Below are 25,960 nucleotides of genomic sequence, written 5' to 3'. Positions count from 1 at the left end.
GCCTTGTTTGTTATCGATAAACGCCGTCTTTCTCTCCGTGTACAACAGCCGCTCTTTCAACTGCTTCAGATACTGCTTCATGTACAGCTAGATTAAGAGGGTGAGGAACTAAATCGCCTGGACGCGTTGAATTCGCAATGGCTTCAGCTGCAGCTACAAGCATCGTATGCGTAATATCGCGCACACCTGCATTTAACACTCCTCTGAAAATACCTGGGAAGCCAAGTACATTATTCACTGACCTTCCGTCAGTAGCGTAAATAGCTCCTGCTTCAAGAGCATCTTCAGGTTCAATTTCTGGCTTTGGATTAGAAAGTGCTAGAATGATTTGCCCTTTTCGGATCCATTCTTTTTGTATTAAGTCAGGTACACCTGTTGTTGCGATAACAATATCACAGTTCTCCATAAGCTCTTCTAATGAATCCGCTACTTTTCCACCATAGCTGACTAAGCGCTCATTCGCTTCAGGAGACTTATCAGCTCCTATCACCTGTTTGACACCGTAAGCCATGAACATTCTGCAAGTAGCGATACCGGCAGCTCCTAAGCCAATCTGCCCTACTTTTGCTTCTTTCAAATTCACACCTGTGCTGCGACAAGCTGAGATAGCTGCTGCTAGCGTCACAACTGCTGTTCCGTGTTGATCATCATGCATAACTGGAATATCGAGCTCTTCTTTTAAACGTTCTTCAATTTCAAAGCAGTGAGGCGACCCTATATCTTCTAGTAAAATTCCGCCAAATCCCGGTGAAATATTTTTAACCGTTTGAATGATTTCTTCCGGCTCATTTACATTCAACAAAATGGGGATAGCGTTCACATTGGCAAGCTGATCAAATAACGCAGCTTTTCCTTCCATAACGGGCATTCCTGCAACTGGACCAATATTTCCTAACCCTAATATAGCGGTGCCATCCGTTACAATCGCAACCGTGTTTCCAATGCTCGTATAAATTTTAGCTTTGTCGGGCTGTTCCTGAATAGCACGGCAAACGTTTGCTACACCTGGTGTATACACTCTTCTTAAGTCAGCGATCGACTCAATTTTCATTTTGCTTTTCATTTGAATTTTACCGCCTTCATGCGCATGAAGAACTTCATCTGATACTGTATGTAAAGTAATGCCTTCTAAACTGCGAACCGCTTCAAGCAATTCCTCAAGCTGGTCTTCACTTTCTACTTGAACCGTAATGCTTCTCATGGTGTAGTTATGTCCTACTTTAACGGTTTCAACCTCGCCAATGTCCCCTCCAACATTTCCAATAGCTGTTGCTACTCTTCCTAAGTTTCCCGGTACAGTCGGTGTTTGTACCATTAATGTGCGTATTAAATTATTCATCATATCCCCATATCCCCCTTGTCCTAATCTTGCAAGTACGTCTGCTTACTAAATGAAGCGTTTAAAACGCTCAAATTCCCCATAAGTTCATGTTATCTACTTATCTTACAAGTAGATCTATGCGTACTGTCTTTTCCATAAAAAAAAGAAGTAGATAACGCTTTCAAAAAGCTGTTTCGCTTTGATTATAAGCAAAGTTTTTAGAATAATCAAGCGATGACATTGTGAAAATTCATAAATTATTAAGAAGGAATTTGTTCTTCATAAACAGAAAAGACTTATATAGAGAAGAAACAAAGGAGTGAAGCAATTGAAATCAATTTGTGTATTTGCAGGATCGAGCGCTGGAATAAAAACAGAATATAAAGAGGCCGCCGTCTCACTAGGACGCTACATGGCCCAAAAAAACTACCGGCTGATTTACGGAGGCTCACGAATGGGACTGATGGGAGAAGTCGCAAATGAAATGCTTCAGCATGGAGGCGAAGTCATCGGCATTATGCCCCGCGGTTTGTTTAGCGGTGAAATTGTTCATACCGCGCTGACAGAACTCATCGAAGTAGAAAGCATGCATGAGCGAAAGGCAACTATGCACGAGCTAGCTGATGGTTACATTGCACTTCCTGGAGGTTTTGGGACGTTTGAAGAATTGTTTGAAGCTCTTTGCTGGGCTCAAATTGGCATACATAAAAAACCAGTGGGGTTATTAAATGTGAACGGCTACTACAACCCGCTTATGCAAATGGTTCAGCATGCCGTAGATGAAGGGTTTTCTACGGATTCTGCTATCCGTCTCATCAACATTTCTGATACTCCCAAACAGCTTATCTCTTCAATGGACACCTACACGTCTCCTTTAGAAGAACAAAAATGGAACACTGAACACTAAAAAGCAAGCGCATCATTTGCGCTCGCTTTTTAAGCATTATTAAAAGCAATTTCATATTTTTTTACGCCAAAAACAAAAGGGCTGTCTATTGGCTTTAAAGACTGATTCTGAACTTTGGAAAATTCCCCTTTTTCTAGTAGCTTAGTAAAGGCAATTTTCCCTTCCATTCTGGCTAGCGGTGCTCCTAAGCAAAAATGGATGCCGAATCCAAAGCTCACGTGAGGATTTGTTTTACGATGCACGACAAAAGTGTCAGGACGTTCAAACTTAACTGAATCTCTATTTGCACTTGCTGCCCAGCTAATTACCTGCTGCCCTTTTTTAATTTTACACTCTCCAAGTTCTACATCTTCAGCGGCTATGCGTCCAATCGCTTGAATAGGAGGATAATAGCGAAGCGTTTCTTCCACCAGGTTCGGAACTAGCGATATGTCTTGACGAACTTCATTCTGCACGTCTAAGTCTTCTGTCATATATCGGACTCCGTTCGTAATTAAGTTTGTCGTTGTCTCATTACCTGCTACTAGCAATAAAATACAAAATCCCAGTACTTCCTCTTCTGTTAATTGCTCGCCGTCAATTTCTGCTTCTAAAAGCAGCGAAATCAGATCTTCTTGTTTCTTTCTCTGACGCTCGGCGATAATTTCTTTAAAATACCCTTGCAAAAAAAGCACGCCTTCATTACGCTTTTGCATCATTTTCGCAAAAGCTTCGTCTGAATTATTTTCGGCACCGCTCACTAAGTCATCGGAGTACTTTTTAAACAGTGCTCGGTCTTGTATTGGTACTCCTAGCAGCTCTGCTATTACAATAATCGGCAGTGGTCCAGCAAAGTCTTCTACTATATCAAACTTTTTTTTGCTGCTTACTTCATCTAATAAATAATCTGCAATCTCTTCAATATGACCCTCCAAGTGCTGAATAGCTCTTGGCGTAAAAGCTTTGTTTACTAAATTTCGTAACTTTGTATGTTTTGGAGGGTCCATCATTAGAATACTTTCTTGGCGTTCTTCCATTGCTCGTTTGGATGAAAAAAGCGACGGGTTTTTTAAAATATACTTTACTGTTTCATAATCAAATACATCCCAGCAGTTTCGGCTTTCATCGTAACGAATGGGTGCCTCTTGACGCAGACTGTTATAAACGTCAAATGGGTAAAGCTGCTGTTCGACGGATGTGATTTCTTGCATAGGAATTAAGTTAGCATAACGATTTTCTCTTTTCACTGCTTTTGGGTTCATCTCGTCTTCCTTCTTTCGTTTAAAAGTAACCTCGTTAAGTTTTTTAATCTTCTACAGATGAAAGAATTTTTTTCCATCTTTATATCTTTTGATCAGACTATCACAAGGTTTTTTCACTTTCAACGGACATAATCAGAAAATTTTGTCAATTATACAGAAGACTTATTTTATTTAAGGTCTAAATCAGTGATTCTTTTCCATTTTTTAGTTCTTTTATCTTATTTCATAATAATCACATAGATGGTTACACTACAAATAAGTACGCAAGAAAGTAGGGATCTCATGTGATAGATGCCCTTATGTGGGGTGGTGTCTCAGGCTCAGCTGTATTAATTGGAGCTATTATAGCCATTTTTGTACCTTTAAAAAAACAGTTGACTGCTTATATTATGGCTTTTGGCACGGGCGTTTTGTTAGGAGCTGCTGCTTACGAGCTCATTCAAGATTCGGTAAAAGAAGCAGGAATTATTGCTTCTTCTTTAGGATTCTTAACAGGCGCAGCACTTTTTACTCTTCTTGACATGTCCTTAGCTAAAAAAGGCGCTCACAAAAGAAAACGTTCAGACCATCTAGTCCCCGCTAGCTCAGGACTAGCCATTTTTATTGGTACCATTATGGATGCTATACCTGAGTCACTGATGATTGGCGCAAGTTTGATTGAACAGCACCACGTTAGCTGGCTGCTTGTTGTTTCTATTTTTATCAGCAATATACCGGAAGGAATCTCCGGGACAAGCGGACTACTAAAAAGCCAATACAAGCGAAAGAAAATTTTTTCATTATGGCTTTCTGTCTTCTTTATATCAGCTCTTTGTTCTTGGATTGGATATCTATTTCTTCAAGACGCTACCCCAAACATGATGGGCTTTATTGCCTCATTCGCCGGTGGTGGAATTGTGGCAATGGTTGCTTCTACAATGTTGCCAGAAGCTTTTGAAGAAGGTGGTCCTGTTATTGGTTTTATTGCTTCATTAGGGTTATTAACTTCTATTATTTTGGATTATATGTCTTTTTAATGAATAAACTTATATTTTGTATGAAACAAAATATATAGGTCTTTCGTCTTTACAAGTAGATATAAACAAAAGGAGTTACCATTATGAAAAAAATATATGCTTCTCTTACACTTTGCACAGTGCTCACTTGCCTATCAGGGTGTGCCTATGCACCTCATAATAATCTGTCTGCCGAAAGAGTCTCTGCTTCTTCTATTCAACATACTTCTTCTTCAAAACATGAGGCTTCAGTAGAGGAAATTACAAATAAGCTTCCAGGACACGTTTATTTAAAAGGTATAACCTTTCAAGATGCGCAAAAACCTTACTACTTAGCAATTAATTACGCTGCAATAAATAATCAGCATACGTTTGAAAAAAGCTGGACGTCTGTGAAAACTAAACGCATACTTTTACATAACGCAACCATCTTACTTTCTGCCGTACAAAATGCTGACAGCGTTCACTTTACTATTAATACGACTGTTCCTCAGACAATCACCATTACTCGAAAAGAGTTAACCGACTTCTACGGAAGAGATCTGGGGAATTATAACGACGCGAAACAAGTATGGAAAGAAAAATTCGAAGGACAGCAAGAAAAAATCGAGGAATTTTATGATGCACATCCAATTACGGAAATGCAGTAAAAGCGGCCCATGGCCGCTTTTTAAAGTTGTTTTTTCATAAACACCTGCTCAAGTTTGATTCTTTCATCTGTATATAAATCTTGGAAACCAAATGATTTTAACATTTTCACGAGTAAGCTATTTCTTTTTTCAGGTACATTATATGTATTGTAAGCAATTGGTCCATACATATTAAAAATGGTTGCTAATAAAAAGCCCAGAATGTCCTCTGAATTTGAGATATGTTCCTTAACGCTTCCTTGATAAAAAGTAACGGAATTCACGATGCCTATGGAAGAAAAATTCTTTTGAAATAACAGATAGCCCACTTCTTCGTTTTTTTCATTCAACGCAATAAACGATTCTCCATCACGAATACAGTCGAATTGATTTTTCCACGGAACGTCGTATGTATAAAAGGGTAGGTTCTGAATATCTTTTGCAAGTTTTCTCTTTATCGAATACGCAAGCTGATTTTTCTTTTTAAGTAAAGAAGCGGGAAAACTACCTCTATGCTTTAGAAATAAAAGCGTATCTACGATTTCATATCCGTATTTCTGATAAAGGTGAATGGCTTTTTCATTCACTTTAAATGCTTCCAGACTGGCTTCTACTACTCCTTGCTGTTGATATCTCTCAAGTGTAGCTTTTAGCAAGGCTTCTCCAATTCCCATTTTTCGGTAGGGTAAGGCTACGCTTGTACCTCCATTCCAAGCATGTTTTTTTCCTTTGACTCTTTTTATTCCATTTAACATAATTCCAGCTGGTGTTTCATTATAAAAAGCGACAAAAGAATGATCGACAGATAACTGATCCAAACCAAATCTATAAGTGAATTGATCTAGTGACAGCTCAAGGGGAAGATAATAATCTTCAAAACCTTTATTAAATGCTTGTAGCGCATCAGAAAAAGAACACTGGCTTAGAGGCTTAATTATAATCACAGGACATTCCTTCCTTTTTTAAAAAGATAATAAGCTAAAAAAGCATCAATAACATTCTGAATTTTTGTGGCTTTTGAAAGAAAAGAAAGAGACATACCGTTTAAACACCCTGTCTCTTCCTTTCTTTTAACAGTCTATTCTATTGTTTTTTAACCTCTACATCCGAAGCTTTCACAAACGCATAGCGGTGATTAAAATAAATTTGATAATATTCGTCTTTTCCAGCAATCATTTTGTGATCGTTTGGATTTGTTGTAAAAGTTGGTGCATAGTAATAGTCACTCCTTACTTTTTCTACCCCCACGTACACCTGGTCTGGAGAGATTGTGTACTGAAGTGGCACCATGTCTTTAACTGGTATATTAGAGGGATAGGCCGAAGCTTCAGGAAAAGCTCCTCCATACACTTGAATGCTTTCTTTTCCTGGTTTTGGCGTTAATAATATGCCTGTACCTTTACTTGTATTTTTATTATGCGGATTGTAAAACCAGGCTTTTTGCCCTCCGTACCAAATCGCTGTCCATTCTCCTTTTGTCTCAGCTACTGCATACGTTTGTCCAGTTACTGCTTTGCTTCCCCAGTCTAACGTTTGTTTCGTTCCAGGCCCTGAAGCTGCAGGCTCATTCAGCAGCGGTGAATCATTGCTGGGAGCTTGATGCAAATACACAAAGTTGGCCGGCTGCTTTGGTGCATCTGATACTTCTGGCTGATTGTTTTGAAAGACTGGATTAATCGTAACGGCTAGTTTGTTTGTATGCTGGCGCTCGACTGGGCTTCCTACTAAATCCATGTAGTGCCCCCAATCCCAAAACGGCCCGGGATCTGAATGCATACCTGATTGAGCCTTAGGAGACAAACCCGGCACCTCATCATGACCAATAATATGAGCTCGGTCTAATGGAATATTATATTCTTTGGCAAGGTGGCGTACGAGTCTTGCCGAAGAACGATACATTTCTTCCGTAAACCAAGTAGATCCTTCAAGGGCGAATCCTTCATGTTCAATTCCAATACTGTGTGTATTAAAATACCAGTTTCCTGCATGCCATGCTACGTCTTTGTTATGGATCATCTGTGCGATGTGACCATCACTTGAACGGATTACATAGTTTGCAGCGGCTCTATTAGGGTTAGCAAACAAATCAATCGTTCCATCATAACTTACTTCTGTATCATGAATAACAATATAGCGAACATCTGATTTTTGACGGTTTGCAATATCATAGTTTCCGTAATCTGAAGCACTTTCGCTGAATTTCCCGTAAAATGCAGGGATGTATTCACATTTTAAAGATACCGGACAATCCGCTTTATTCGTATTGGAATTTTCAGCACGAGGAATCGACATATCTATATTTTGAGGGGAAATTTTAAGATGCTGTCCGTCTGATGTTGTATGCTCTGCTCCTTTTTCCAACGTTTCATATACATCATCGGCAAATACTTGAGCGTTTTCCTTATCCTGAGAAGCACTGTAAGCGGCGACTGCATCGTACCATTTTTGATCAGTGGACGGTATGTTTCCATTTTTGTCTTTTGCGATAAAAGCCAGCACAGCAGCGCCACCGCGAATATTTTGCACAGGATCTTTTTTTAATCTTTCTTTATCTGAGTTAAGCAGCTTAGCAGCTAAGGAGAGAGTTTGCTGTTTATCATATGCTGGTTTTGAAGGCACAGCTCCGTTTCCTTTTCCATCTTCTAAAGAAGGGATGTCTGTTAAATGCATAAGACCGTATCCCCCGGCTGCACTAGGTTTTCCATTATGACTTTCCCAGCGCGACTTGTTGTAGGAAATTGCTTTTAAAAGCGAAGCTGGCACACCAAATTCTTTAGATGCTTGTGCAAATGCTCGCTCTAAAGAATCTGACTGATTCTCTGCCGCCAAAGCGACTACAGGCTTTTGCAGCGTATGAAGGGGCATATAAGCTGTACATATGACACCAGCCGTAAGCATGGCTACCCCTATCTTATTTAGTTTTAATCTTTTTTTTAGTTTCAAACGTATTCCTCCCCCGTAAAGTATGTAAATGAGGTCAATAAAGACATAATATGACTTTACCTCGTTCTCAACCATTTCGTCTTCTTTCTTTCTATTCCCTTGAGACAATAGTCTAGAAGATTCGACAGAGTTACTAGGAGGAAAGATGTGGTATGAGGAAAAAATCATAAAAATCATCCCTCTTCTTTAAAGCTGCGCTCTCAAAAATGGTTGAGTACAACAGCGGTCCATTCATCCCTTTTGCTGCCTTTTTAATAAAGCAGCAATATTGTAGATAATGACATTCCTTCTATAATTCAACTATTACTAAACCAAATTTCTTAATTTACCAGTTTTTTAACAGACTGTACGTTCGACATTTTAGTAACTTTTCACCATAGTTAACCATGGAAAAGGTTGCTATTATTAAAGACAAGAGAATGTTTACATATGATTGAACGCAGCAAGAACTGCTCTTGAAAGGAGATACCTTATGAGAGGACACAGCATTCCAGCAATTAAGTTGAATGAAGAAGAAAAAGAAAAATTAGAGGAACTTATTGAACACTATAATTTAAAACGAACGTCTCTCATTCGAAAATTTATTATGGATGGAAAAGTTAAGCCTCCTTTAATCGGCAAAGAAGCAGGTGTGGAACTATTGGTTAACCTGCGAAAGATTGAGTCTGAACTAAGCCGGCTAAGCAATAATATGCATCAAATTGCAAAGTACTTACATAAACCAAAAGATAAGCAAAACCATTCACAGAATCTTGAAGAAATCCTACTAGAAATGATGAAAAAACAAAAACATGTACAAGAAGATGTAGAGACTATTTCAGAGCAGCTTAGCGATCATTTATACGTTAAATAGAGAAAAAACGCTCTTTTCATTTCAGAAAAGAGCGTTTTTTATAAAGAAGTAGGGATTTAAATGCTTTTTTTCATGCCGCACTTTGCGCATGTACGGATAAAAATAAAGTCTTTTACTAAGCTTTTAAATTTCACATGTCCACAGTTATCGCATCTGCCTGCAACTTTATCCGGAAACTCCTCATATACATATATTTTTGTTAAATCAATCGCTTCTTGTTGCTCTTCCATTTCCATCACACCTTTATGCATCTTTACGATTCAGCTCTTTATATTCTATCAAAAATAAGTAAAATTACTAGGGTGAAAGCTTCAAAAAACAAGCAGGTTTTTTCACTATTTTTTTATCCGTTCAGCTTTGTACCACCAATTTTCTCTATCTAAAAATGCTTTTACATTCAGTATTTTTTTATCGCGAAGGGTAATGATGGCTGCCGCGGCTCCTTCTTTGGAAAAGGTTACGGCTGTTTCTAATTTCTCTTTTGTCACAAACACTTTTAATGTTTCCATATTCTCTTTTGTTAATTCCGCAGTTGTGATGGTTTCTCCTTCAATGATTGTATCTTTTTTTTCAATAAAATGTTGTCCATCCATCACCCAAGCTGCACGTGTTTCACCATAAACTTGAAAGAAGGTATTCTTTTTTAAATAACCTGTTCTCTCTGACATATTTGCATCCTTATACGTCTCCGTATCCTCGGTTGTTTTTATCCATAAAGGTTTATATAAAAAAGTAGGCTTTAGAAAACCTTCCTCGTCAGAATCTCCCACAGAATTTGTAGATTTAGACTCCAAGTTTAAAAACTGCGCAATCCCTTGTGCATATGCCACCCCCATATCTTTTAGAAATTGAGGATTTTTTAAGAGCTTTGCATCGTGTTCTGTATCAATAAACCCGATTTCAGTTAGTACAGACGGCATATAGGAACGTCTTAACACACTATGATTAGCCAATTTCCTGCCTCGGTTAAAGTGATTGTATTTAGTGAGAACAAATTTCACATGATCGTGAATATCGTTTCGTAACACAATGGTTTGGTTATTTATATTTTTGCTATAAATAAAATCTTCATATCCCGTTTCGCCGCCTAAATTTATATGAATAGATAAGTATACATCAGCACCCCACGCATTGGCTTTGTTGACCCGTTCATTTAATGACAAAAACACATCGGTTGTACGCGTTGTACAAAGAGAAAATCCTTCATAGTGAGTAGAAAGAAAAGAGATGATGTACTGTTGAACAGCTAACACTAAGTCTTTTTCATATAACCCGCTGGCGACAGCCCCTAGATCTGCCCCTCCGTGACCTGCATCTAAATAAATTTTTTTCATATAACCTGTCTCCTCCTTATCCGTAGCATATGCATGAATAAGCGAAGACGTTTGTTATATAAAACTACTTTTATGTATAAAGCTTTTTACTATGACTCATTTAGAAGTCTTTACAACTGATTTACCATAGCTGGTAACATCAAAATATGTATTTGATCCATCGTCTTCATTGATCACAACATCTAAGTCATGAAAATAACGATGAAGCTTTTTTAACAGTGCTTGATCTTTCGTCTGCTCTAGCTGTCCAGCGAGCTTCTCCATATGCTGAAAGTCTTTCTTTAAAACAGAATCTTTTACTTCAATCGTGCCAATTGTATTATTAATGGCTGTGGCTTCTTCTTGTACGGCAGGCCAGTCTGGATGCTCAATGGCACTCCACCCCGTCAAATCATTTAGTACGTCATGATGTTCAGCAATAAAGTCTTTTGCCTGCTGATCGCTGCTTTCCAGCTTATCAACTTTTTGTTGATCCACTTTAATGGCACTTGCCTTTATACTTTGCTGTGATAAAAAAGGAATTTTTCCGTTTTGGTACAATATCCATCCTGTCGCTCCTCCCCCGACTAAAAAAACGGATAAAGATACCGAAATGATCATACGCTTCTTCTTACTTTTATGTCTTTTTTCCATTTGACTCCTTTCCGGGTATTCAAAACCCTTTAGGCCTTATGAACTGAAACGAATAACCTACAAAAAGAATTTTACCATATTTTTAATATTAAAAATATTAAAAAAGAGACTCCTTCGAGTCTCTTTGAATCCACTTCAGTTAACTTTTACCTGTGTGTAGCGATTTTTAGGAACATTCAACTGCAAGTTACTTCTTAACGTACTCCCTTCGTATTCTGTACGATACAGGCCTCTTTCTTGCAGTATCGGTACAACATGTTCAACAAAGTCATCTAAGCCATGCGGAACGCTTGAATGGATAATAAAGCCGTCAGCTCCTTTTTCTTCGAACCACTGTTCCATCAAATTAGCGATATGCTCTGGCGTCCCAATAAATTGTGTTTTAGGTGTAGCAATTCGCAGCGCTGCTTCTCGCAGTGTCCACTTATATTTTTTGGCGTTTTCTTTAATTTTGTCGGTTGTACTGCGGAAACTATTATTCCCTATATCCCCCAAGTCAGGAAATGCATCATCTAATGGAAACTGTGAAAAATCAAAATGATCGAAAAAGCGTCCTAAGTAGTTTAGCGCATGTTCAATCGTCACCAATTGAGAAAGTTCTTCATATTTTCTTTCGGCTTCTTCGTTTGTACTACCAATTATAGGACCAATTCCCGGAAAAATTAAAAGTTCGTTTTCATTGCGTCCTTGCGCTGCAGCTCTCAATTTTACATCTTGGTAAAAAGCTTTTGCTTCTTCTAAATTGTCTTGTCCCGTAAACACTGCGTCAGCCGTTTTTGCTGCTAAATCTTTTCCGCTTTCAGAAGATCCTGCTTGAAACACTACGGGCTGCCCCTGAGCTGAGCGCCCAATGTTTAACGGACCTTCTACAGAGAAAAATTCGCCTTTATGATGCAATCGGTGCAGCTTTTTCTCCTCAAAAAATTGTCCGGTTTCTTTATTTCGAATAAATGCATCATCTTCCCAAGAATCCCATAATCCCTTTGTTACTTCTAGAAACTCTTCAGCTATTCTATAGCGTTTGTCATGAGTGGGGTGCTCTTTTCCATAGTTAAGCGCAGATCCTTCTAATGGAGATGTTACAACATTCCATCCCGCTCGGCCGCTGCTAATATGATCAAGTGAAGCGAATTGTCTAGCCACCGTAAACGGCTCGCTATACGAAGTCGATAGAGTGCCGACTAAACCAATATGAGAAGTGACAGAAGCAAGTGCTGATAGAATAGTAAGAGGTTCAAAACGATTCAAAAAATGCGGAAGCGATTTTTCATTGATATATAACCCATCGGCAATGAACACTAAATCAAATTTTCCTTCCTCCGCTTTTTGAGCCTGCTGCTTGTAAAAACCGAAATTAACGCTGGCATCTGACAAAATTTCAGAATGTCTCCACGCCCCCATATTACCTCCGACTCCATGAATAATAGCCCCTAGCTTTAATTGTCCTTGATGTGTCATATTACCATTCTCCTTTTTCATACCCATTCATAAATTCTCGTAATTGATTGGTTAAACCGCCTGCTCCAAAGCGAAGGACTCCTTCTTTTTCTGTCTTTCTTCCATTTCCTTCTTGTGCAAATTGCAAAAAAGCGATAACGTGAACTCTTCTAGGATGAATATTTTCAATTCCTTCGTCATAAAACCATTGATCAATTGTATTGTAAATCCCTTTATTGACTCTGAATTGACTGTGGCACCAATTAAAAAACTGGAGATCAGGCAGATTTAAATATCTCGCTTGCCCTAGCTTGGAAGCTGTAGCTTCACTAGATACATAGCCCATATGTTGAAATCTTTCCTTTGCTTGTAGCGTATCAGCTTTAATTTGATGCTTTAAAAATTCAATAGAAGGGAATTTTTTCTCTCCTCTCACCCGAAAGATCACGTCGCATTGAACTGTCTCTCCATAAATAACGTCGTTAAAATCCAGAATATGAACCTCAAATGTTTTAGATAGTTCCGATCCAAATGTCGGCTTAACCCCTACATTCATAACTCCTATATGTTCAAGTCCCCGCAGATGAACGAGGACACCATACACGCCATTTTTTAATTCCTCATGCTGAGTATCTATATTAGCTGTTGGAAACCCTAAGTGTCTTCCTTGCTGCCTTCCAGGTACAACCTGCCCTTTTATAATAAGTTTTTTACTTGTTTTAGCTTTTAATGCTCCTCTATTCACTACGTTCACCCTTCTTCCCTTAAGTCTAGTAAAAAATAAAAGGTTCTTTGCACAATGTCACACATTGTGCAAAGAACCTCTAGTGATCTAGTCGGTTTGTTTAATTTGATGATTTCATCATATACTTATTATTCCTATGAGTCAAGTTGGTTTTCGATTAAAATATTAGATTGTTTTTTCATAAATATAAGAGTAAGGAGAATGCGTTGGGTTAATACGCTTGAAAAATTGCTTTGTTCGATCTTCTTTTGGATTTAAAAATATGTCTTCAGGATGACCTTGTTCGACAATCTTTCCTCCATCCATAAATACCACGTGATTAGAAACTTCACGGGCAAAACTCATTTCGTGCGTAACAATGATCATTGTAATTCCTTCTTCAGCAATTTTACGAATAACAGACAGTACTTCACCCACCAGTTCAGGGTCCAAAGCAGACGTCGGCTCATCAAATAAAATGACTTCAGGATTTAAAGCAAGCGCTCTAGCAATGCCCACTCGCTGCTGTTGACCTCCTGATAACTGACTTGGATAAGCATTTGCTTTTTCAGCAAGCCCCACTTTTTCAAGGACGTCTAAACTGCGTTGTTTCGCTTCTTCCTTTGGCAGCTTTTGAACAATAACTAGCCCCTCCATAATATTTTCAATAACGGTTTTATGTTTGAACAAATTGTATTGCTGAAAAACCATCGTTGTTTTTTGTCGAAGAGTTAAAATGTCTTTGCGGTTTGGCTTTTGGCACTGAACCGTAAATTGATCAATCGAAACTTCTCCTTCATCTGCTTTTTCTAAGAAATTAATGCAGCGTAAAAACGTAGTCTTTCCAGAACCACTCGGTCCTAAAATGGTCACAACGTCGCCTTTTTTAACAATTAAATCAATACCGTCCAATACTGTATTATCACCAAATGTTTTTCTTATATTTGTTAGTACAATCATACAACCCCTCCTCGATTATACACAGTTAATTTTCGTTCAAGCAGCGCTGTTATCCCCTCTATTAACATCGTCAGCATCCAATAAATAAGAGCAGCAGCAATATAGGCTTCTAAAAACTTGAGATTATTCGAAGCTACGATATTAGCAGCACCGTTTAGCTCTTTTTGCGATACGATGAATGCGATAGAAGACGTATGCAAAAAGCCGATGAAAATATTACATAAATTCGGTAAAGACAAAGCAAACGCCTGTGGAAAAACAATTCGTTTCATTGATTGAAAACGATTCATCCCAATGGCATACGCGGCCTCAATTTGTCCTTTTTCTACAGCTAACAAACCAGAGCGAATAATCTCTGACATATAAGCTCCCGCTGTAAAAGACAAAGCGATTAATACAAATACGACAATAGGAATGCTGTTTGCATTGAAGCCCCATCCATAGTAACTCGATAGTTTATTAATAAATAGCGGGAAGCCTAGGTAAATAACCATAATATGAAGAATAGCAGGCGTTCCTCGGAAAAATGATACGTATACGTTGGCAATTGGCGTTATTATTTTTACTGAATTGATTCTCACAGCCGCAACAGCAATACCAATAAGCAACCCGCCTAGTAACGGACCGGTGGTAATAAGGAGTGTTAAAGGTAATGCCTTTAAAATTTCTACAAATGCTGTCCATATAAACGGTACATCAATAATCATGTTTACACCTCTTTTAGTAAGCTCGTTTTATACATGAACAGGCTGATCATGTTTTTGCAGCTTCTGTTCTGATTTCACAAAAAATTTCTCTAATATAATCGCCACCAAATAATAAATAATGGCAAGTGCGATATATACCTCCACTGCATGAGCCGTTGCAGCGATAATGGTATCTCCTCTTCCCATCATATCCATCACACCAATGGTAAAGGCTAAAGACGTATCTTTTAAGGACCCAATCACAAGATTTCCAAAGTTAGGAAAGGCTACAACGAGAGCTTGCGGCAGCACAATTCGAGTGAACGTTTGTTTTCCGCTCATTCCTATACTATAAGCTGCTTCGGTTTGCCCTTTATCTACACTATTAATGGCACCGCGCATCATTTCAGAAAAAGACGCCGCCGTGCTCAGTGAATACGTGATAATAACAAATACAAGCGGAGCCATTCTTGAAACGTCAATATGAATCAATTGTAAAAGGGCAGGTATCCCGTAAAAAACTAAAAATAATTGAATTAAAATAGGGGTTCCCCTCATAAAAGAAATATAAACTGCTGCTATTTGACTTAACACCGGTACTTTATAAATACGAGGCAGGGCAATAAACAACCCCAAGGTACTGCCAATCACAAGTGAAGCAATCAAAATCCAAATTGTAATATGCAAATAAGATAATACTTGAGGAATAGAGGTGAAAATCAGCTCTATATCAAATGCTTTTCCCATCTTTTTCTCTCCTTTGTTTCCCTCTACAGGTAGCGAAAGGACCCAAGTTCAAGGCTTGGGTCACAGTAAGTGCTTTAGTTATTTCCAGCTGCTTTTGTATAATCTTCTCCCAGCCTTTTTTTACTTAATTTTGTCAATGTTCCGTCTTCTTTTATTTCTTTTAGCGCTTTATCCACATCTTTTTGTAAACCTGTTTCATCTTTGCGAAGCATAAAATATACTTTTGAATTTGAAATAGCAGGCCCTACAACTTTTTGCTCTGCGTCCGCTTGTTTATTGACAAAGTCAACTGCAAACGGCGTACTAATCGTGGCATCCGCACGCCCTGTTTTCAGCTGCGTTTTTGTATCATCAGATCCTTGGCCTGAATAGACGATATTAATTTTATTTCCATGTTCTTTGTTATACTTATCGATTAAGTTAGCAGAATTACTCGTTGCTCCTACAATTACCTTTTTACCGCTCAAATCTTTAATTGATTTAATAGACGTATTTTTTTCGTTTACAACTACATGTAGCGGAAAGATATTATAAGGTTCTTTGTTAAAAAGGAACTTTTGTTTTCTCTCTTCATTTACTTCCATCTGATGGGCTACTAAATCAATTTTGTTCGATTCTAAGCTCAAAAGTAAATTAGAAAAATCCATTGTCTTAAATTCGAACTTATAGTTTGGAAGACGTTTGTCTATTTCTTTAACAAGTTCTACGTCATACCCTGTTAGATTTCCTTTATCGTCAAGAAAGCAAATGTTCGGAAATTGCGTACCTGTTCCTACAATAATTTTTTGTACTTTGTCTTTGCTTGCGTTAGCCGCTGTTTCTTTATTTGGTGTTCCGCAAGCGGCTAGTAATAAAAGAAGTGATAAAAAGATAGCTGTCAGCTGTAGTTTTTTCATGTGTTTTGTCCCTCACTATGTCTCAAAATAATTTATTGTTTTAATGAATGAATAAAATAGATGTTCCAGCTATTTAACAATTGGTGAATAGTCTTCAATCAATTTTTCTATTTGTTCATAATCTTTTTCAATTACTCCTTTAAACTGCCCCTCGTCTCCAATTTCAACGACCGGTACATGGCGAATACCGTATTTAATTTCAAGTAAATCCCGCAAATAATCTTTTCCTTCTACATCGATACTTTCATATTGATATCCTTTCTCATGAAAATATGCTTTTAGTTCCTCGCAATGATGACAACCTTTTCGATTCCATAATAAAATCTTTGCTGACATGGTTTTTCCTCTTTTCTTTTAAATGATTAATTAGCTTTTTGTAACTCCTTGTGCTTTTCTAACTCGTATCTTTCAGGATGTAAGATTTTTCTTAAGAATACACCTTTTCCTTCTTCTCCTTGATCGACTTCAAAAAAACGTTCATACCCTTTCCTTTCATACATAGGAATCAACCACGGATGTCGATCAGAAGTAGCCAATGTAACGGCAGGTTCCCCCAATTGATCCCGAATAATTGTTTCTTCAACCCATGTTAAGAGTTTAGAACCTACTCCTTTCTTTTTAACCAAAGGATCTACGGCAAACCACCATAAGAAAGGCCAGTTCGTTATTTCTTTATACGTTCTTGCTGTAATCGTAGCTACGATTTTTTTATCACTTTCCAGCACGTAGCAACGGCTGTTTTGAATGTTTTCTTTTACAAGTTCAATCGTTGCCGTTGCGGCTGGAAACTTAATTCCTAGCTCTCGAATCGGCTCGTATGCTCGAAGTGTTAAATTCAACAGTTCTTCAGCATCTTCTACGGTTGCTAATCGAAATAATTCACTCATTTTCTTCACCTCATTTTATAAATGTTTGAAGAGATAGATCGGCTTTATAAATCAGCTCATCCACAGCTTCCTTTAAACGACTTTTGGCATTCGCATTGTTGATGCCTGTAAAAGAGACGTATTCATGCAGCAGAAAAAGAGTGCTGAGCCAATAAGGCCTACCTAAAAAAGACGCTAAAAGTTTTAAATCATACTTAGCTTTTAGTAAAGAATTCACATTTTCACCAATAAGAATTGGCAGAAGTATTTTTTCATGCAATAAATCTTTTGGCAATATTTTTGTTAGCCGGTCAAAAGACTGTACGTATATTTCATTTACTCCAGATAACAGAACGATAATACTTTTAGCTTGGTTCAATTTTGAAATAAATCCCTTTACTTCCTTCTGCGCTTCCTGCTTCAAAGCGTGTACATCATGATACAAAATAGTTTCTGCATGCACTCCTTTTGAGGTTAAGCAAGCTTCTAGCTCATCTTTCACTAAGGCTATTTGTTGATAATTATGAGAGCTTCCGTTATATAAAATACATACATCGCTCACTTTCTTCCCCTCCTTTTTATAGCAAAAAGGCTCCTGGAGTTTCCTCAGGAGCCTTTGGTAGACCAATCAGCTTTAATTGTTGTTTCTTTGATAAAACCGGAGAATGAAGTGAAGTGTCTTTGAAACATACTCACTTAATTCTTATTTATCCAAGTTGTTTTATCGGCTTTTCTGTTTGATGATTCAACTATATAGCCTCAAAATGGCAAAGTCAACTTATTTTTCAAAAAATATTTTTCTTTAAAAAAACTCTTTTCATCTGGAAAATCCTTTGCTAAAATTAATCCCAATTATTCTTACCTTTTTTATCAACTTTAAGGAGTGTTTTCAGTGAAATTAAGTATTTTAGATCAAAGCCCACGTTGTGAAGGTGAGCGTGCTGAAGATGCATTTCAGCATACTATACAATTAGCTCAGCTAGCAGAAGAACTTGGCTACCACCGCTTTTGGGTAGCGGAGCATCATGATTCTGCACATGTTGTAGGATCATCACCTGAAGTGTTAATTTCTCACCTGCTCGCTAAAACGCATCATATCCGTATCGGCTCAGGTGGTGTTATGCTTCAGCACTACAGCCCTTATAAAGTAGCAGAAAATTTTAATGTTTTAGCCTCATTATCTCCAAATCGCATCGATCTTGGAATCGGTAGAGCACCAGGAGGACTACCTCATTCTACTCAAGCCTTGCAACAAAACTCTCAGCCCACTAAGTCCTTAACAGACAAACTGATAGAACTTAAACAATACCTAAACGATACGCTGCCGGAAGATCACCCTCTTTACGGTTTAAAAGCCTATCCAAGGCCCGAAAAATCGGCAGATATATTTTTACTGGGAGCAAGTGCTTCAAGCGCAGAGCTTGCGGGTTCATTAAACCTTCCTTATGTATTTGCTCAATTTATTAATGGCGATCAAAAAGTGCTGGAAGAAGCGATTTCTGTCTATAATCAGCACGTTTCATCTCGCGCACGCTCGCTTGTCGTTGCCCTTTCCGTCATCGTAGCGGATACCTTAGAAGAAGCAAAAGCATTAGCATCCAGCACAAAAATATTTAAAGTATACTTACAAAATGGGAAGTCCGCTACATTAGGGTCCAAAGAAAAAGCTGAAGAATTTGGTCAGCAGTCCAAAGAAAGCTATCGAATTGAAGAAAAAGAAGCAAACGTTATATACGGTACAAAAGAAACCATTCGTCAAAAGCTTCAAGCTTTGAAACAGGAATTTTCTATTGATGAATTTATCATACTTACCGCTATTCAGAATTTCGAACAAAAAAAGCAATCTTATACGCTCTTAAAAGAAGCATTCAATGAAGGAGATGTGCAGAAAATTAATCAAACTCTAGCTGCTTACTAATCCAGAAGCTGAGATAAAAGTATTTTAGCAGAAATAAAACACGAACCAATAATCAAAATTATCGATTATTAGTTCGTGTTTTTCATTGTTTTATCTACTTCCGAGGAGTTCAAACAAAGTATACGCATACCTCTCATTTTTTCAAAAAATCATTAAATTGAATCAAACGTTTTTTTATAGTACCATATGAAGATATGAGTCTAGTAGAAGAAGGGAATTTAAAAATATGCCTTACAAAATGATTGTTTTAGATTTGGATGATACACTATTATGCGATGATCACACTATTTCTCCGCGCACAAAAGAAGCATTAATGAAGGCGCAAGAATCGGGAGTGAAAGTTGTACTTGCTTCTGGACGACCAACTTACGGAATGGTTCACATTGCGAAAGAGCTCGAATTAGAAAAGTACGGAAGCTTTATTTTATCGTTTAATGGGGCAAAAATCATTAATTGCCTAACAAATGAAGAGCTATTTAGCAGTACATTGTCTCCGAGAACTGTTGCACGTCTCGACGATATTAGCCGCGAAGAAGGCGTTTTAATTCATACATACGTGGGAGATGAAATTATAACCGAAGTAGAAAATAAATTTACGGATATTGAAAGTGACATTACAGGTCTGCCGATCCGTGTTGTTTCATCTTTTACTGATGCCGTTACAGAACCTGTTGTAAAAGTACTCATGCTTGCAGAACCGGAAATGCTGGTTCACGTTGAAAAGAAACTTCAAAAGCAGCTTCAAGGAGAGCTAAGCGTAATGCGCTCTAAACCATACTTCCTTGAATTTACAGAAGAAGGCGTCACAAAAGGGACAAGTCTCCACTTATTAATTCAACAGCTTGGCATTACACGCGATGAAGTGATTGCCATTGGCGACAGTTATAATGATCTTGCCATGATTGAATTTGCAGGACTTGGCGTAGCAATGGGAAATGCTCCTGAAGATATTAAAGAAAAAGCCAACCATGTAACAGATACAAACATGAACGACGGTGTGGCAAAAGTTGTGGAAGAATTTATCTTAAAACCTGTTAGCGTTTCATAAGACAAAAAAGCAGCTCATACGAACCGAGCTGCTTTTTTGTTTTGATTTTATACTCCTAAAAGTTTCATAAGAAGCGTAGCTAAAATAACAGTGGAAGCGCCTCCAAGTCTTGTTGCTACTTGAGCAAATGGCATAAGTGACATACGGTTGGAAGCTGATAAAATCGCTACGTCTCCCGTACCTCCTAAACCACTGTGACAACCTGTTACAATTGCAGCATCCACTGGATGCATTTTCATCATTTTACCTACAAAATAACCCGTTGCTACCATAGCAATAACAACTGCTGCACATACGACCACATAACCTGGTGTAACAATTTTCACTACATCTTCAAGAGGAATATACAAAATCCCTAGCCCCACCATTAACGGCCATGTTAAGCTCGTAGAAATGAATTTGTACATATGGTAAGCACCTTGCTCCATCTTAGCAGGCATTACTTGTAAACATTTGACTAGCGTTGCCGCTACGATCATTAAAACTGGACCTGGAATTCCTAAAAACTTATGTGCTAAGCCCCCGAAAATAAAGAAACTACATGCAATTAAAAGACCTGCGCCCATTAACGAAAAATCTACTGGTTTCTTGATATTTGTATCTTCTGAGATGCCATCTCCGCCTTTTGTCTTCACAAGAACTCCATTACCTGTTAATTCTGGCTTTTTCTCTCCTAGACGCTTCATTAAGCCAGCACATACGATAGCAACGATGTTTCCGATAACAGCAGCTGGAATCATTTGCGACACAAAAGATTCTGCTGAACTACCTAAAATTTGAGAATAAGCAAGTGAAAGTGGTAAAATACCTTCACCAATCCCTCCTCCAATAATTGGTACAACAATATAGAAAAATGTATGTTTTGCTCCGTAACCAAATAACATCCCAACAGCTACGCCTGCAGCTACAGCGGCTAACGTACCTAATACAAGCGGTACGAACATACGTGTAAAGCCTTGAATTAAAACTTTACGGTTCATACCAAGAATACTTCCGGCTACTAAACAAGAAATATAAAGGTATAAAAAGTTTGATGTTTTCATCAAAGTTGTTACCGCTTCCATAGATGCGGGATTTAAAACATTATAAAAAACTAATACGGAAGGTACAAGCAGTGATAAAATAGCTGGTCCGCCAATATCTTTTAAAATCGGAATTTTTAATCCTAAATCACCAAGCAGCATTCCCATTACCATAATAATCGCAAATCCGCCAATCATATCTGGAGGAAGCTCGTTGTAAACGGCCGCGCCATATACAATTAATGCAAGTAAAAGGTATAGCGGCAGAGGAATAACTCCTACTTTAATATTGTTGATTCGGTTCCAAAAACCCTTATTTTCAGGCTGTGAATCTTTAGTAAACGTTTCCAATTTACGTGCTGTATTCATCTCATAACCCCCTGTGGTTCTAATATAGAGAATCATACACAAATTCCAAAAAACTATATACGTTATGTAACTTAAGAATTCTTTTTGTAACTAAAAAAAGCACAGCTTCTTTTTTCAGAAGCTGTGCTTTTTCTATCTAAAAATTAAGCATTTACTGTTTCTAAAGCTTTAATTTCTTTGTATGTTGGTTCCCACATTGCTGCTTTTACTGCCGCTTTAACATCTGTTGGAATTTCTTTTGCAACGCCATCTTTAATTGCTGCGTTAGCAACCGCTAAAGCAACGTTATAGGATACTTCACGTAATTCTTCTACGCGTGGTAGTAATGAAGCACCCGGCTTGCTGCTGTCTACCATTTGAGCTACAGCGTGTGCACATGCTGCAAACATGCTGTCTGTAATAACTTCTGCTTTTACCACGATTGATCCAAGACCAAGACCAGGGAAAACAAAAGCATTATTAGATTGACCAATTTCATATTCCACACCATCGTAGTTAACTGGTTCAAACGGACTTCCAGTCGCTACAAGCGCTTTTCCTTCTGTCCAATTTAATAGGTTTTCAGGAGTAGCTTCCGCAAGCGGAGTTGGATTTGACATTGGTAAAATAGCTGGGCGTTCCACATGCTTCGCCATTTCTTTTACGATTTCTTCTGAGAACGCGCCTGCTACACCAGACGTACCAATTAAGATTGTTGGCTTCACTTGTCTGACAACTTCTAGAAGAGAAATTTTGTCTTCTTCACGGTTCCAGTCCTTCACTTCTTCTGCTTTTCGTGCATAAGGCGTTTGGAAACCTAATAAGTCGTCCATGTCATCTGTTAAAAGGCCTCGGAAATCAACTGCCCAGAAGTTTTTGTATGCTTCTTCTTCTGTAATACCGTCTAATACCATTGCGTCACGAACTTGATCTGCAATACCGATACCTGCTGTACCCGGTCCAAAGATTAAAACGCGGTGGTCACGAAGTGGCATTTTAGACACTTGAACTGCTGAGAAAATAGCGGCAAGCGTTACAGCACCTGTTCCTTGGATATCATCATTAAACGTTAGAATTTCTTTTCCGTACTTGTTAATAATGTTACGAGCATTTACATTACCGAAATCTTCCCAGTGTAACAGTGCATTAGGGAATATTTCAAGAGATTTTGAAATGAATTGATCTACGAAATGATCATAGCGCTCACCGCGGATACGTTCATGACGGTTTCCGATATATAAAGGATCATTTAATAATTTTTCGTTGTTTGTTCCTACGTCAAGAACAACTGGAAGTACTCTGCTTGGATCGATTCCTGCTGCAGCTGTGTATACGGCTAATTTACCGATAGCAATATTAATACCGCCAACGCCCCAGTCACCAATTCCTAAAATACTTTCTGAATCTGTAATAACCATTAAATCAATGTCTTTACTATTTGCATCGATATTTTTAAGAGCTTCTTCAATGCCTTCTACATTATCGATTGACAAGTATACGCCACCCGGACGGCGATATTCGTGGCTGTATTCTTGGATTGCTTGTCCAACTGTTGGTGTATAAACAACTGGAAGCATTTCTTTTAAGTGATCTTGCAATAAACGATAGAATAATACAGCATTACGGTTCTGTAAATCGTTTAAATACACATTCTTACCAAGATTATCTGCCTGAGCTAAAAATTGCTCATATGCACGTTTTGCCTGCTCATCTAAAGTTAAAGTCATTGGAGGAAGTAAACCTTCTAATCCTAACGTTTTACGCTCTTCTTTTGTAAAAGCTACTCCTTTGTTTAGCATTGGAGCTCCTAAAATTTCTTTCCCACGTAAAGTCGTTTCAATTGTTTCATTATCTGCAAAAAATACGTTGCGCATACGACTATCTTCCTTTCTGTAGACTTGTATGACAAGCATACAAGTTGGTTAGATTTAAGTAAATACCTTATATGAATATTACTCATATTATTCAAATGTCCGTTAACTTTTTATGAATAGCTTGCTAATTCATTTGACAATAGTATATTTTATGCCTATCTATTTCTGCTGTCAACTATTTTAGTAGAGCAATTTTTTAGTTATAAAGCGGTAGAAATTTCTGAATTTAATATCTTTTATCAATTTTCTTTTTATATAGGTACTAAGAACCCTCTTTATTCTATTCATCTCTTCTTGAAAGTCAAAATAATCCTTTAATATGGAAAAAATGTTTAATTATAAAAAATTTATTTTGAAATAATTTTAGTTTACCTATAAAGAATATTTTTTATTTTTTTGTCTATGCTGATTAATGAATTACTATGAATATTTCTTCCTTTCTATCTATACATATTAACTACATAGTTCTTTTTTATAATAATGGAGGTTATTGTATGTTAAAACCAGATACGGCTATTATTTTTGGATTTCTTATCGAAGAAGCGGCCAGTCGATTAGACGATCAAGAGATTAAAGAAATTGCGGCTAAAGAGCTAGAAAATGGAGAATTGGTGTTTGAAGAAGCGAGTTATTTTTATAAACGCTTTTTTATCCCTGCTTCCTCTGAATTAAGACAAGCTCTTCGCCGAGAGGTCTTATCGCTTCATTTAACATTAAATCAAATCAAAAATGCTCATGGCAACGGATCTATGTCTAAAATTGCTCATATGCATCAAATTATTGCAGAAACTGAAAAATCAACAAACGAACTTAACAGACTTTTAAATCTTGCGTTCTATGAGGGTGAGGACGATCAGACCTACGCCTCCTTCATGAATATTTTTTCAAATAAATCATAAAAAAACCGTCCTTAAGGACGGTTTTTCTTATTGAACACCTTTCATTAAACGCTGAATTTTTGGCGAAATCATTAGCACAATTACACCTAAAATGACCGACACTCCGCCCAATGCAGCAAAATAAACAACTTGCGAAATGTTTTCATAGTATTGAACAAGCTGAGCATTGATTGCCTGCGCCGCTGCGCTTGTTAGGAACCATAAACTCATCGTCTGAGCAGAAAACGCTGCAGGTGCTAGTTTTGTTGTAGTTGATAGCCCTACTGGTGATAAACAAAGCTCTCCAACTACAACTAAGAAGAAGCTTAGCACTAGCCATAGCGGGCTCGCTAACGTTTCATTTCCATGAATGCTAGCCGGGATAACCATGACAAGGAAAGAAAGCCCTGCAAATAAAAGTCCTAACGAAAACTTCTTTGGTGTAGAAGGCTGTCTGTTTCCTAATTTTACCCAAACCGCTGCAAAAACTGGCGCAAATATAATAATGAATAGCGGATTTAACGATTGGAACCAGCCAACTGGAATTTTAAAACCACCATACGTTAGCTGCGTATGATCTTTTGCATATGTTGCTAAAATTGTTGATCCCTGCTCTTGAATCGCCCAGAACATTACTCCAGAGATAAAAAGAGGAATGTACGCTAATACGCGTGAACGCTCATCAGCTGTTGTCTTGGGGCTCTTATACATAACAACAAAGTAAATAATAGGAATAACAATCGCTAAAATACTTACAAATAAAATAACGCCTTCAACAGTTAAAATGCCCGCTAAAGAAGTCAGTACAATAAAGATTGCCAGTACAACTACAGCAAGTGCAATGGTACCAAAAACTTTTTTACGTTCTTCTGGTTTTAAAGGGTTTGGAACTTGTCTGCCTGCACGACCTAGGTTTTTGCCTCGTGTAGCCATAAATACGATTAGACCTAAAAGCATTCCTACTGCCGCGATTCCAAAACCTAAGTGGTAGTTATACTTTTCACCTACTGTTGAAACAACTAGCGGCGCGATAAATGCTCCAGCATTTACACCCATATAGAAGATACTAAATCCAGCATCTCGACGGTTATCAGTAGGGCTATACATATCGCCCACAACGCTTGAAACGTTTGGTTTTAATAAACCTGTTCCGATAATAATTAAGAACATTGAAATAAACAGCGCGGTTACACCTGCTGGCAACGCAAGCACTAGATGGCCGAGCATAATAAATATACCACCGTAAAACACCGTATTAGACGTACCTAAAATGCGGTCTGCAATCCAACCGCCAATAATTCCAGACATATAAACAAGGGAACCATAAATAGAAAAGATCGCTAAAGCGGTTCCTTGTTCCATTCCTAATCCACCGTTTGCAATTGTATCGTACATGTACAATACAAGTAGCGCACGCATTCCATAGTATGAAAAACGCTCCCAGAATTCTGTAAAGAACAAGGTAAATAACCCTTTAGGATGTCCGAAGAATCCTTTTTGAGGAACTGTTTCATACACTTTTTCTCTCTCTACCGACATATTCCTTAACCTCTCTTTCAACCGTAAACCACCATAGACAAAACTGTCAAAAAATTATGATGATATAAAAAAATAGAAACAAGAAAATTTTATTCTTATAAAATGATTCTGTCAATATCAGAATTTTACAATGAGTGCATAAAATACGGTTTTTCATTATA

At 37.8% G+C, this 25,960-nt stretch carries 26 protein-coding genes; 7 read left to right on the top strand and 19 right to left on the bottom strand.

All coding sequences use genetic code 11. The features are described from left to right. Nucleotides 1–10: 10 nt before the first annotated feature. On the bottom strand, nucleotides 11–1,342 hold the full coding sequence (locus tag ACFX4G_RS05685) for an NAD-dependent malic enzyme (RefSeq protein WP_377573258.1): 1,332 nt from the start codon (nucleotides 1,340–1,342) through the stop codon (nucleotides 11–13). A gap of 307 nt (nucleotides 1,343–1,649) precedes the next feature. Between ACFX4G_RS05685 and ACFX4G_RS05680 the strand changes: the two genes are divergently transcribed. Continuing rightward, nucleotides 1,650–2,228 carry an LOG family protein gene (locus tag ACFX4G_RS05680; RefSeq protein ID WP_377573254.1) on the top strand — a complete coding sequence of 193 codons (579 nt, stop codon included), beginning with the start codon at nucleotides 1,650–1,652 and terminating at the stop codon, nucleotides 2,226–2,228. Nucleotides 2,229–2,257: 29 nt separating this feature from the next. Here ACFX4G_RS05680 and ACFX4G_RS05675 read toward each other — a convergent pair whose 3' ends face one another. Continuing rightward, the gene (locus ACFX4G_RS05675; RefSeq protein ID WP_377573251.1) at nucleotides 2,258–3,469 is read right to left on the bottom strand and encodes a cytochrome P450; all 1,212 of its coding nucleotides are present in this window, start codon (nucleotides 3,467–3,469) and stop codon (nucleotides 2,258–2,260) included. Between the two features lie 284 nt (nucleotides 3,470–3,753). On the opposite strand from ACFX4G_RS05675, the gene ACFX4G_RS05670 reads away from it, so the two are divergent. Continuing rightward, on the top strand, nucleotides 3,754–4,485 hold the full coding sequence (locus tag ACFX4G_RS05670; RefSeq protein WP_377573248.1) for a ZIP family metal transporter: 732 nt from the start codon (nucleotides 3,754–3,756) through the stop codon (nucleotides 4,483–4,485). Nucleotides 4,486–4,568: 83 nt separating this feature from the next. Continuing rightward, nucleotides 4,569–5,114: a DUF4825 domain-containing protein gene (locus tag ACFX4G_RS05665; protein ID WP_014460377.1), complete on the top strand. Its 546-nt coding sequence runs from the start codon at nucleotides 4,569–4,571 to the stop codon at nucleotides 5,112–5,114. A 20-nt stretch (nucleotides 5,115–5,134) separates the two neighbouring features. Here the strand turns inward: ACFX4G_RS05665 and ACFX4G_RS05660 are convergent, their stop codons facing one another. Continuing rightward, entirely contained in the window at nucleotides 5,135–6,037 is a 903-nt protein-coding gene (locus ACFX4G_RS05660) for a GNAT family N-acetyltransferase (RefSeq protein WP_377573244.1), read from the bottom strand. Nucleotides 6,038–6,176: 139 nt separating this feature from the next. Beyond that, nucleotides 6,177–8,036, bottom strand: coding sequence for an N-acetylmuramoyl-L-alanine amidase (locus tag ACFX4G_RS05655; protein WP_377573241.1), 1,860 nt, complete (start codon nucleotides 8,034–8,036; stop codon nucleotides 6,177–6,179). Between the two features lie 472 nt (nucleotides 8,037–8,508). Between ACFX4G_RS05655 and ACFX4G_RS05650 the strand changes: the two genes are divergently transcribed. Beyond that, a complete protein-coding gene (locus tag ACFX4G_RS05650; protein ID WP_013056777.1) occupies nucleotides 8,509–8,889 on the top strand; it encodes a plasmid mobilization protein in 381 nt (126 codons plus the stop codon). 56 nt (nucleotides 8,890–8,945) lie between these two features. Here the strand turns inward: ACFX4G_RS05650 and ACFX4G_RS05645 are convergent, their stop codons facing one another. From ACFX4G_RS05645 to ACFX4G_RS05590, 12 genes are all read right to left on the bottom strand, one after another. Then, nucleotides 8,946–9,140: a DUF8096 family protein gene (locus ACFX4G_RS05645; protein WP_043982100.1), complete on the bottom strand. Its 195-nt coding sequence runs from the start codon at nucleotides 9,138–9,140 to the stop codon at nucleotides 8,946–8,948. An 84-nt stretch (nucleotides 9,141–9,224) separates the two neighbouring features. Then, a complete protein-coding gene (locus ACFX4G_RS05640) occupies nucleotides 9,225–10,223 on the bottom strand; it encodes an N-acetylmuramoyl-L-alanine amidase family protein (RefSeq protein WP_043982098.1) in 999 nt (332 codons plus the stop codon). A gap of 96 nt (nucleotides 10,224–10,319) precedes the next feature. Continuing rightward, entirely contained in the window at nucleotides 10,320–10,823 is a 504-nt protein-coding gene (locus ACFX4G_RS05635) for a hypothetical protein (RefSeq protein WP_280559529.1), read from the bottom strand. A 168-nt stretch (nucleotides 10,824–10,991) separates the two neighbouring features. Continuing rightward, on the bottom strand, nucleotides 10,992–12,314 hold the full coding sequence (locus tag ACFX4G_RS05630; RefSeq protein ID WP_377573237.1) for an LLM class flavin-dependent oxidoreductase: 1,323 nt from the start codon (nucleotides 12,312–12,314) through the stop codon (nucleotides 10,992–10,994). 1 nt (nucleotide 12,315) lies between these two features. Next, nucleotides 12,316–13,038, bottom strand: coding sequence for a riboflavin kinase (locus tag ACFX4G_RS05625; RefSeq protein WP_043982631.1), 723 nt, complete (start codon nucleotides 13,036–13,038; stop codon nucleotides 12,316–12,318). Between the two features lie 165 nt (nucleotides 13,039–13,203). Next, the gene (locus ACFX4G_RS05620) at nucleotides 13,204–13,977 is read right to left on the bottom strand and encodes an amino acid ABC transporter ATP-binding protein (protein WP_340447547.1); all 774 of its coding nucleotides are present in this window, start codon (nucleotides 13,975–13,977) and stop codon (nucleotides 13,204–13,206) included. Then, nucleotides 13,974–14,684, bottom strand: coding sequence for an amino acid ABC transporter permease (locus tag ACFX4G_RS05615; protein ID WP_025752085.1), 711 nt, complete (start codon nucleotides 14,682–14,684; stop codon nucleotides 13,974–13,976). Before ACFX4G_RS05615 ends, ACFX4G_RS05620 begins: the two co-directional genes overlap by 4 nt. Nucleotides 14,685–14,711: 27 nt before the next feature. Continuing rightward, nucleotides 14,712–15,410 (bottom strand): amino acid ABC transporter permease, encoded by a 699-nt coding sequence (locus tag ACFX4G_RS05610; RefSeq protein WP_043982091.1) that lies wholly within the window; start codon nucleotides 15,408–15,410, stop codon nucleotides 14,712–14,714. 74 nt (nucleotides 15,411–15,484) lie between these two features. Next, the gene (locus tag ACFX4G_RS05605) at nucleotides 15,485–16,306 is read right to left on the bottom strand and encodes an amino acid ABC transporter substrate-binding protein (protein WP_377573231.1); all 822 of its coding nucleotides are present in this window, start codon (nucleotides 16,304–16,306) and stop codon (nucleotides 15,485–15,487) included. A 69-nt stretch (nucleotides 16,307–16,375) separates the two neighbouring features. Beyond that, on the bottom strand, nucleotides 16,376–16,642 hold the full coding sequence (locus ACFX4G_RS05600; protein WP_043982088.1) for a glutaredoxin family protein: 267 nt from the start codon (nucleotides 16,640–16,642) through the stop codon (nucleotides 16,376–16,378). A 26-nt stretch (nucleotides 16,643–16,668) separates the two neighbouring features. Then, nucleotides 16,669–17,193, bottom strand: a complete 525-nt coding sequence (locus ACFX4G_RS05595; RefSeq protein ID WP_013056766.1) for a GNAT family N-acetyltransferase — start codon at nucleotides 17,191–17,193, stop codon at nucleotides 16,669–16,671. A 10-nt stretch (nucleotides 17,194–17,203) separates the two neighbouring features. Continuing rightward, on the bottom strand, nucleotides 17,204–17,734 hold the full coding sequence (locus tag ACFX4G_RS05590; protein ID WP_162214117.1) for a hypothetical protein: 531 nt from the start codon (nucleotides 17,732–17,734) through the stop codon (nucleotides 17,204–17,206). A 330-nt stretch (nucleotides 17,735–18,064) separates the two neighbouring features. Here ACFX4G_RS05590 and ACFX4G_RS05585 point away from each other — a divergent pair, with 330 nt between their 5' ends. Continuing rightward, on the top strand, nucleotides 18,065–19,090 hold the full coding sequence (locus ACFX4G_RS05585) for an LLM class flavin-dependent oxidoreductase (protein WP_377573227.1): 1,026 nt from the start codon (nucleotides 18,065–18,067) through the stop codon (nucleotides 19,088–19,090). A 226-nt stretch (nucleotides 19,091–19,316) separates the two neighbouring features. Further along, a complete protein-coding gene (locus ACFX4G_RS05580) occupies nucleotides 19,317–20,138 on the top strand; it encodes a Cof-type HAD-IIB family hydrolase (RefSeq protein WP_013082899.1) in 822 nt (273 codons plus the stop codon). Nucleotides 20,139–20,185: 47 nt separating this feature from the next. Here the strand turns inward: ACFX4G_RS05580 and ACFX4G_RS05575 are convergent, their stop codons facing one another. Then, nucleotides 20,186–21,529, bottom strand: coding sequence for a 2-hydroxycarboxylate transporter family protein (locus tag ACFX4G_RS05575; RefSeq protein ID WP_377573223.1), 1,344 nt, complete (start codon nucleotides 21,527–21,529; stop codon nucleotides 20,186–20,188). 143 nt (nucleotides 21,530–21,672) lie between these two features. After that, nucleotides 21,673–23,382 carry an NAD-dependent malic enzyme gene (locus ACFX4G_RS05570; RefSeq protein WP_377573220.1) on the bottom strand — a complete coding sequence of 570 codons (1,710 nt, stop codon included), beginning with the start codon at nucleotides 23,380–23,382 and terminating at the stop codon, nucleotides 21,673–21,675. A gap of 494 nt (nucleotides 23,383–23,876) precedes the next feature. Between ACFX4G_RS05570 and ACFX4G_RS05565 the strand changes: the two genes are divergently transcribed. Further along, the gene (locus ACFX4G_RS05565; RefSeq protein ID WP_013056760.1) at nucleotides 23,877–24,281 is read left to right on the top strand and encodes a hypothetical protein; all 405 of its coding nucleotides are present in this window, start codon (nucleotides 23,877–23,879) and stop codon (nucleotides 24,279–24,281) included. A 27-nt stretch (nucleotides 24,282–24,308) separates the two neighbouring features. On the opposite strand, the gene ACFX4G_RS05560 is transcribed toward ACFX4G_RS05565, so the two are convergent. Beyond that, a complete protein-coding gene (locus ACFX4G_RS05560) occupies nucleotides 24,309–25,799 on the bottom strand; it encodes a peptide MFS transporter (RefSeq protein ID WP_016763874.1) in 1,491 nt (496 codons plus the stop codon). Between the last annotated feature and the right edge of the window lie 161 nt (nucleotides 25,800–25,960).

Source organism: Priestia sp. YIM B13486 (assembly GCF_042787865.1).
In the GTDB taxonomy this organism is placed as follows: Bacteria; Bacillota; Bacilli; order Bacillales; family Bacillaceae_H; genus Priestia; species Priestia megaterium.
This window is presented reverse-complemented; position numbering and strand designations above follow the sequence as displayed.

What these genes read in the sequence shown, in the direction of transcription:
- ACFX4G_RS05685 (WP_377573258.1), bottom strand. Translation starts at nt 1,342, where the DNA reads ATGATGAATAATTTAATACGCACATTAATGGTACAAACACCGACTGTA.
- ACFX4G_RS05645 (WP_043982100.1), bottom strand. Translation starts at nt 9,140, where the DNA reads ATGCATAAAGGTGTGATGGAAATGGAAGAGCAACAAGAAGCGATTGAT.
- ACFX4G_RS05620 (WP_340447547.1), bottom strand. Translation starts at nt 13,977, where the DNA reads ATGATTGTACTAACAAATATAAGAAAAACATTTGGTGATAATACAGTA.
- ACFX4G_RS05595 (WP_013056766.1), bottom strand. Translation starts at nt 17,193, where the DNA reads ATGAGTGAATTATTTCGATTAGCAACCGTAGAAGATGCTGAAGAACTG.
- ACFX4G_RS05610 (WP_043982091.1), bottom strand. Translation starts at nt 15,410, where the DNA reads ATGGGAAAAGCATTTGATATAGAGCTGATTTTCACCTCTATTCCTCAA.
- ACFX4G_RS05560 (WP_016763874.1), bottom strand. Translation starts at nt 25,799, where the DNA reads ATGTCGGTAGAGAGAGAAAAAGTGTATGAAACAGTTCCTCAAAAAGGA.
- ACFX4G_RS05665 (WP_014460377.1), top strand. Translation starts at nt 4,569, where the DNA reads ATGAAAAAAATATATGCTTCTCTTACACTTTGCACAGTGCTCACTTGC.
- ACFX4G_RS05640 (WP_043982098.1), bottom strand. Translation starts at nt 10,223, where the DNA reads ATGAAAAAAATTTATTTAGATGCAGGTCACGGAGGGGCAGATCTAGGG.
- ACFX4G_RS05580 (WP_013082899.1), top strand. Translation starts at nt 19,317, where the DNA reads ATGCCTTACAAAATGATTGTTTTAGATTTGGATGATACACTATTATGC.
- ACFX4G_RS05630 (WP_377573237.1), bottom strand. Translation starts at nt 12,314, where the DNA reads ATGACACATCAAGGACAATTAAAGCTAGGGGCTATTATTCATGGAGTC.
- ACFX4G_RS05615 (WP_025752085.1), bottom strand. Translation starts at nt 14,684, where the DNA reads ATGATTATTGATGTACCGTTTATATGGACAGCATTTGTAGAAATTTTA.
- ACFX4G_RS05570 (WP_377573220.1), bottom strand. Translation starts at nt 23,382, where the DNA reads ATGCGCAACGTATTTTTTGCAGATAATGAAACAATTGAAACGACTTTA.
- ACFX4G_RS05675 (WP_377573251.1), bottom strand. Translation starts at nt 3,469, where the DNA reads ATGAACCCAAAAGCAGTGAAAAGAGAAAATCGTTATGCTAACTTAATT.
- ACFX4G_RS05605 (WP_377573231.1), bottom strand. Translation starts at nt 16,306, where the DNA reads ATGAAAAAACTACAGCTGACAGCTATCTTTTTATCACTTCTTTTATTA.
- ACFX4G_RS05600 (WP_043982088.1), bottom strand. Translation starts at nt 16,642, where the DNA reads ATGTCAGCAAAGATTTTATTATGGAATCGAAAAGGTTGTCATCATTGC.
- ACFX4G_RS05565 (WP_013056760.1), top strand. Translation starts at nt 23,877, where the DNA reads ATGTTAAAACCAGATACGGCTATTATTTTTGGATTTCTTATCGAAGAA.
- ACFX4G_RS05650 (WP_013056777.1), top strand. Translation starts at nt 8,509, where the DNA reads ATGAGAGGACACAGCATTCCAGCAATTAAGTTGAATGAAGAAGAAAAA.
- ACFX4G_RS05575 (WP_377573223.1), bottom strand. Translation starts at nt 21,529, where the DNA reads ATGAATACAGCACGTAAATTGGAAACGTTTACTAAAGATTCACAGCCT.
- ACFX4G_RS05635 (WP_280559529.1), bottom strand. Translation starts at nt 10,823, where the DNA reads ATGATCATTTCGGTATCTTTATCCGTTTTTTTAGTCGGGGGAGGAGCG.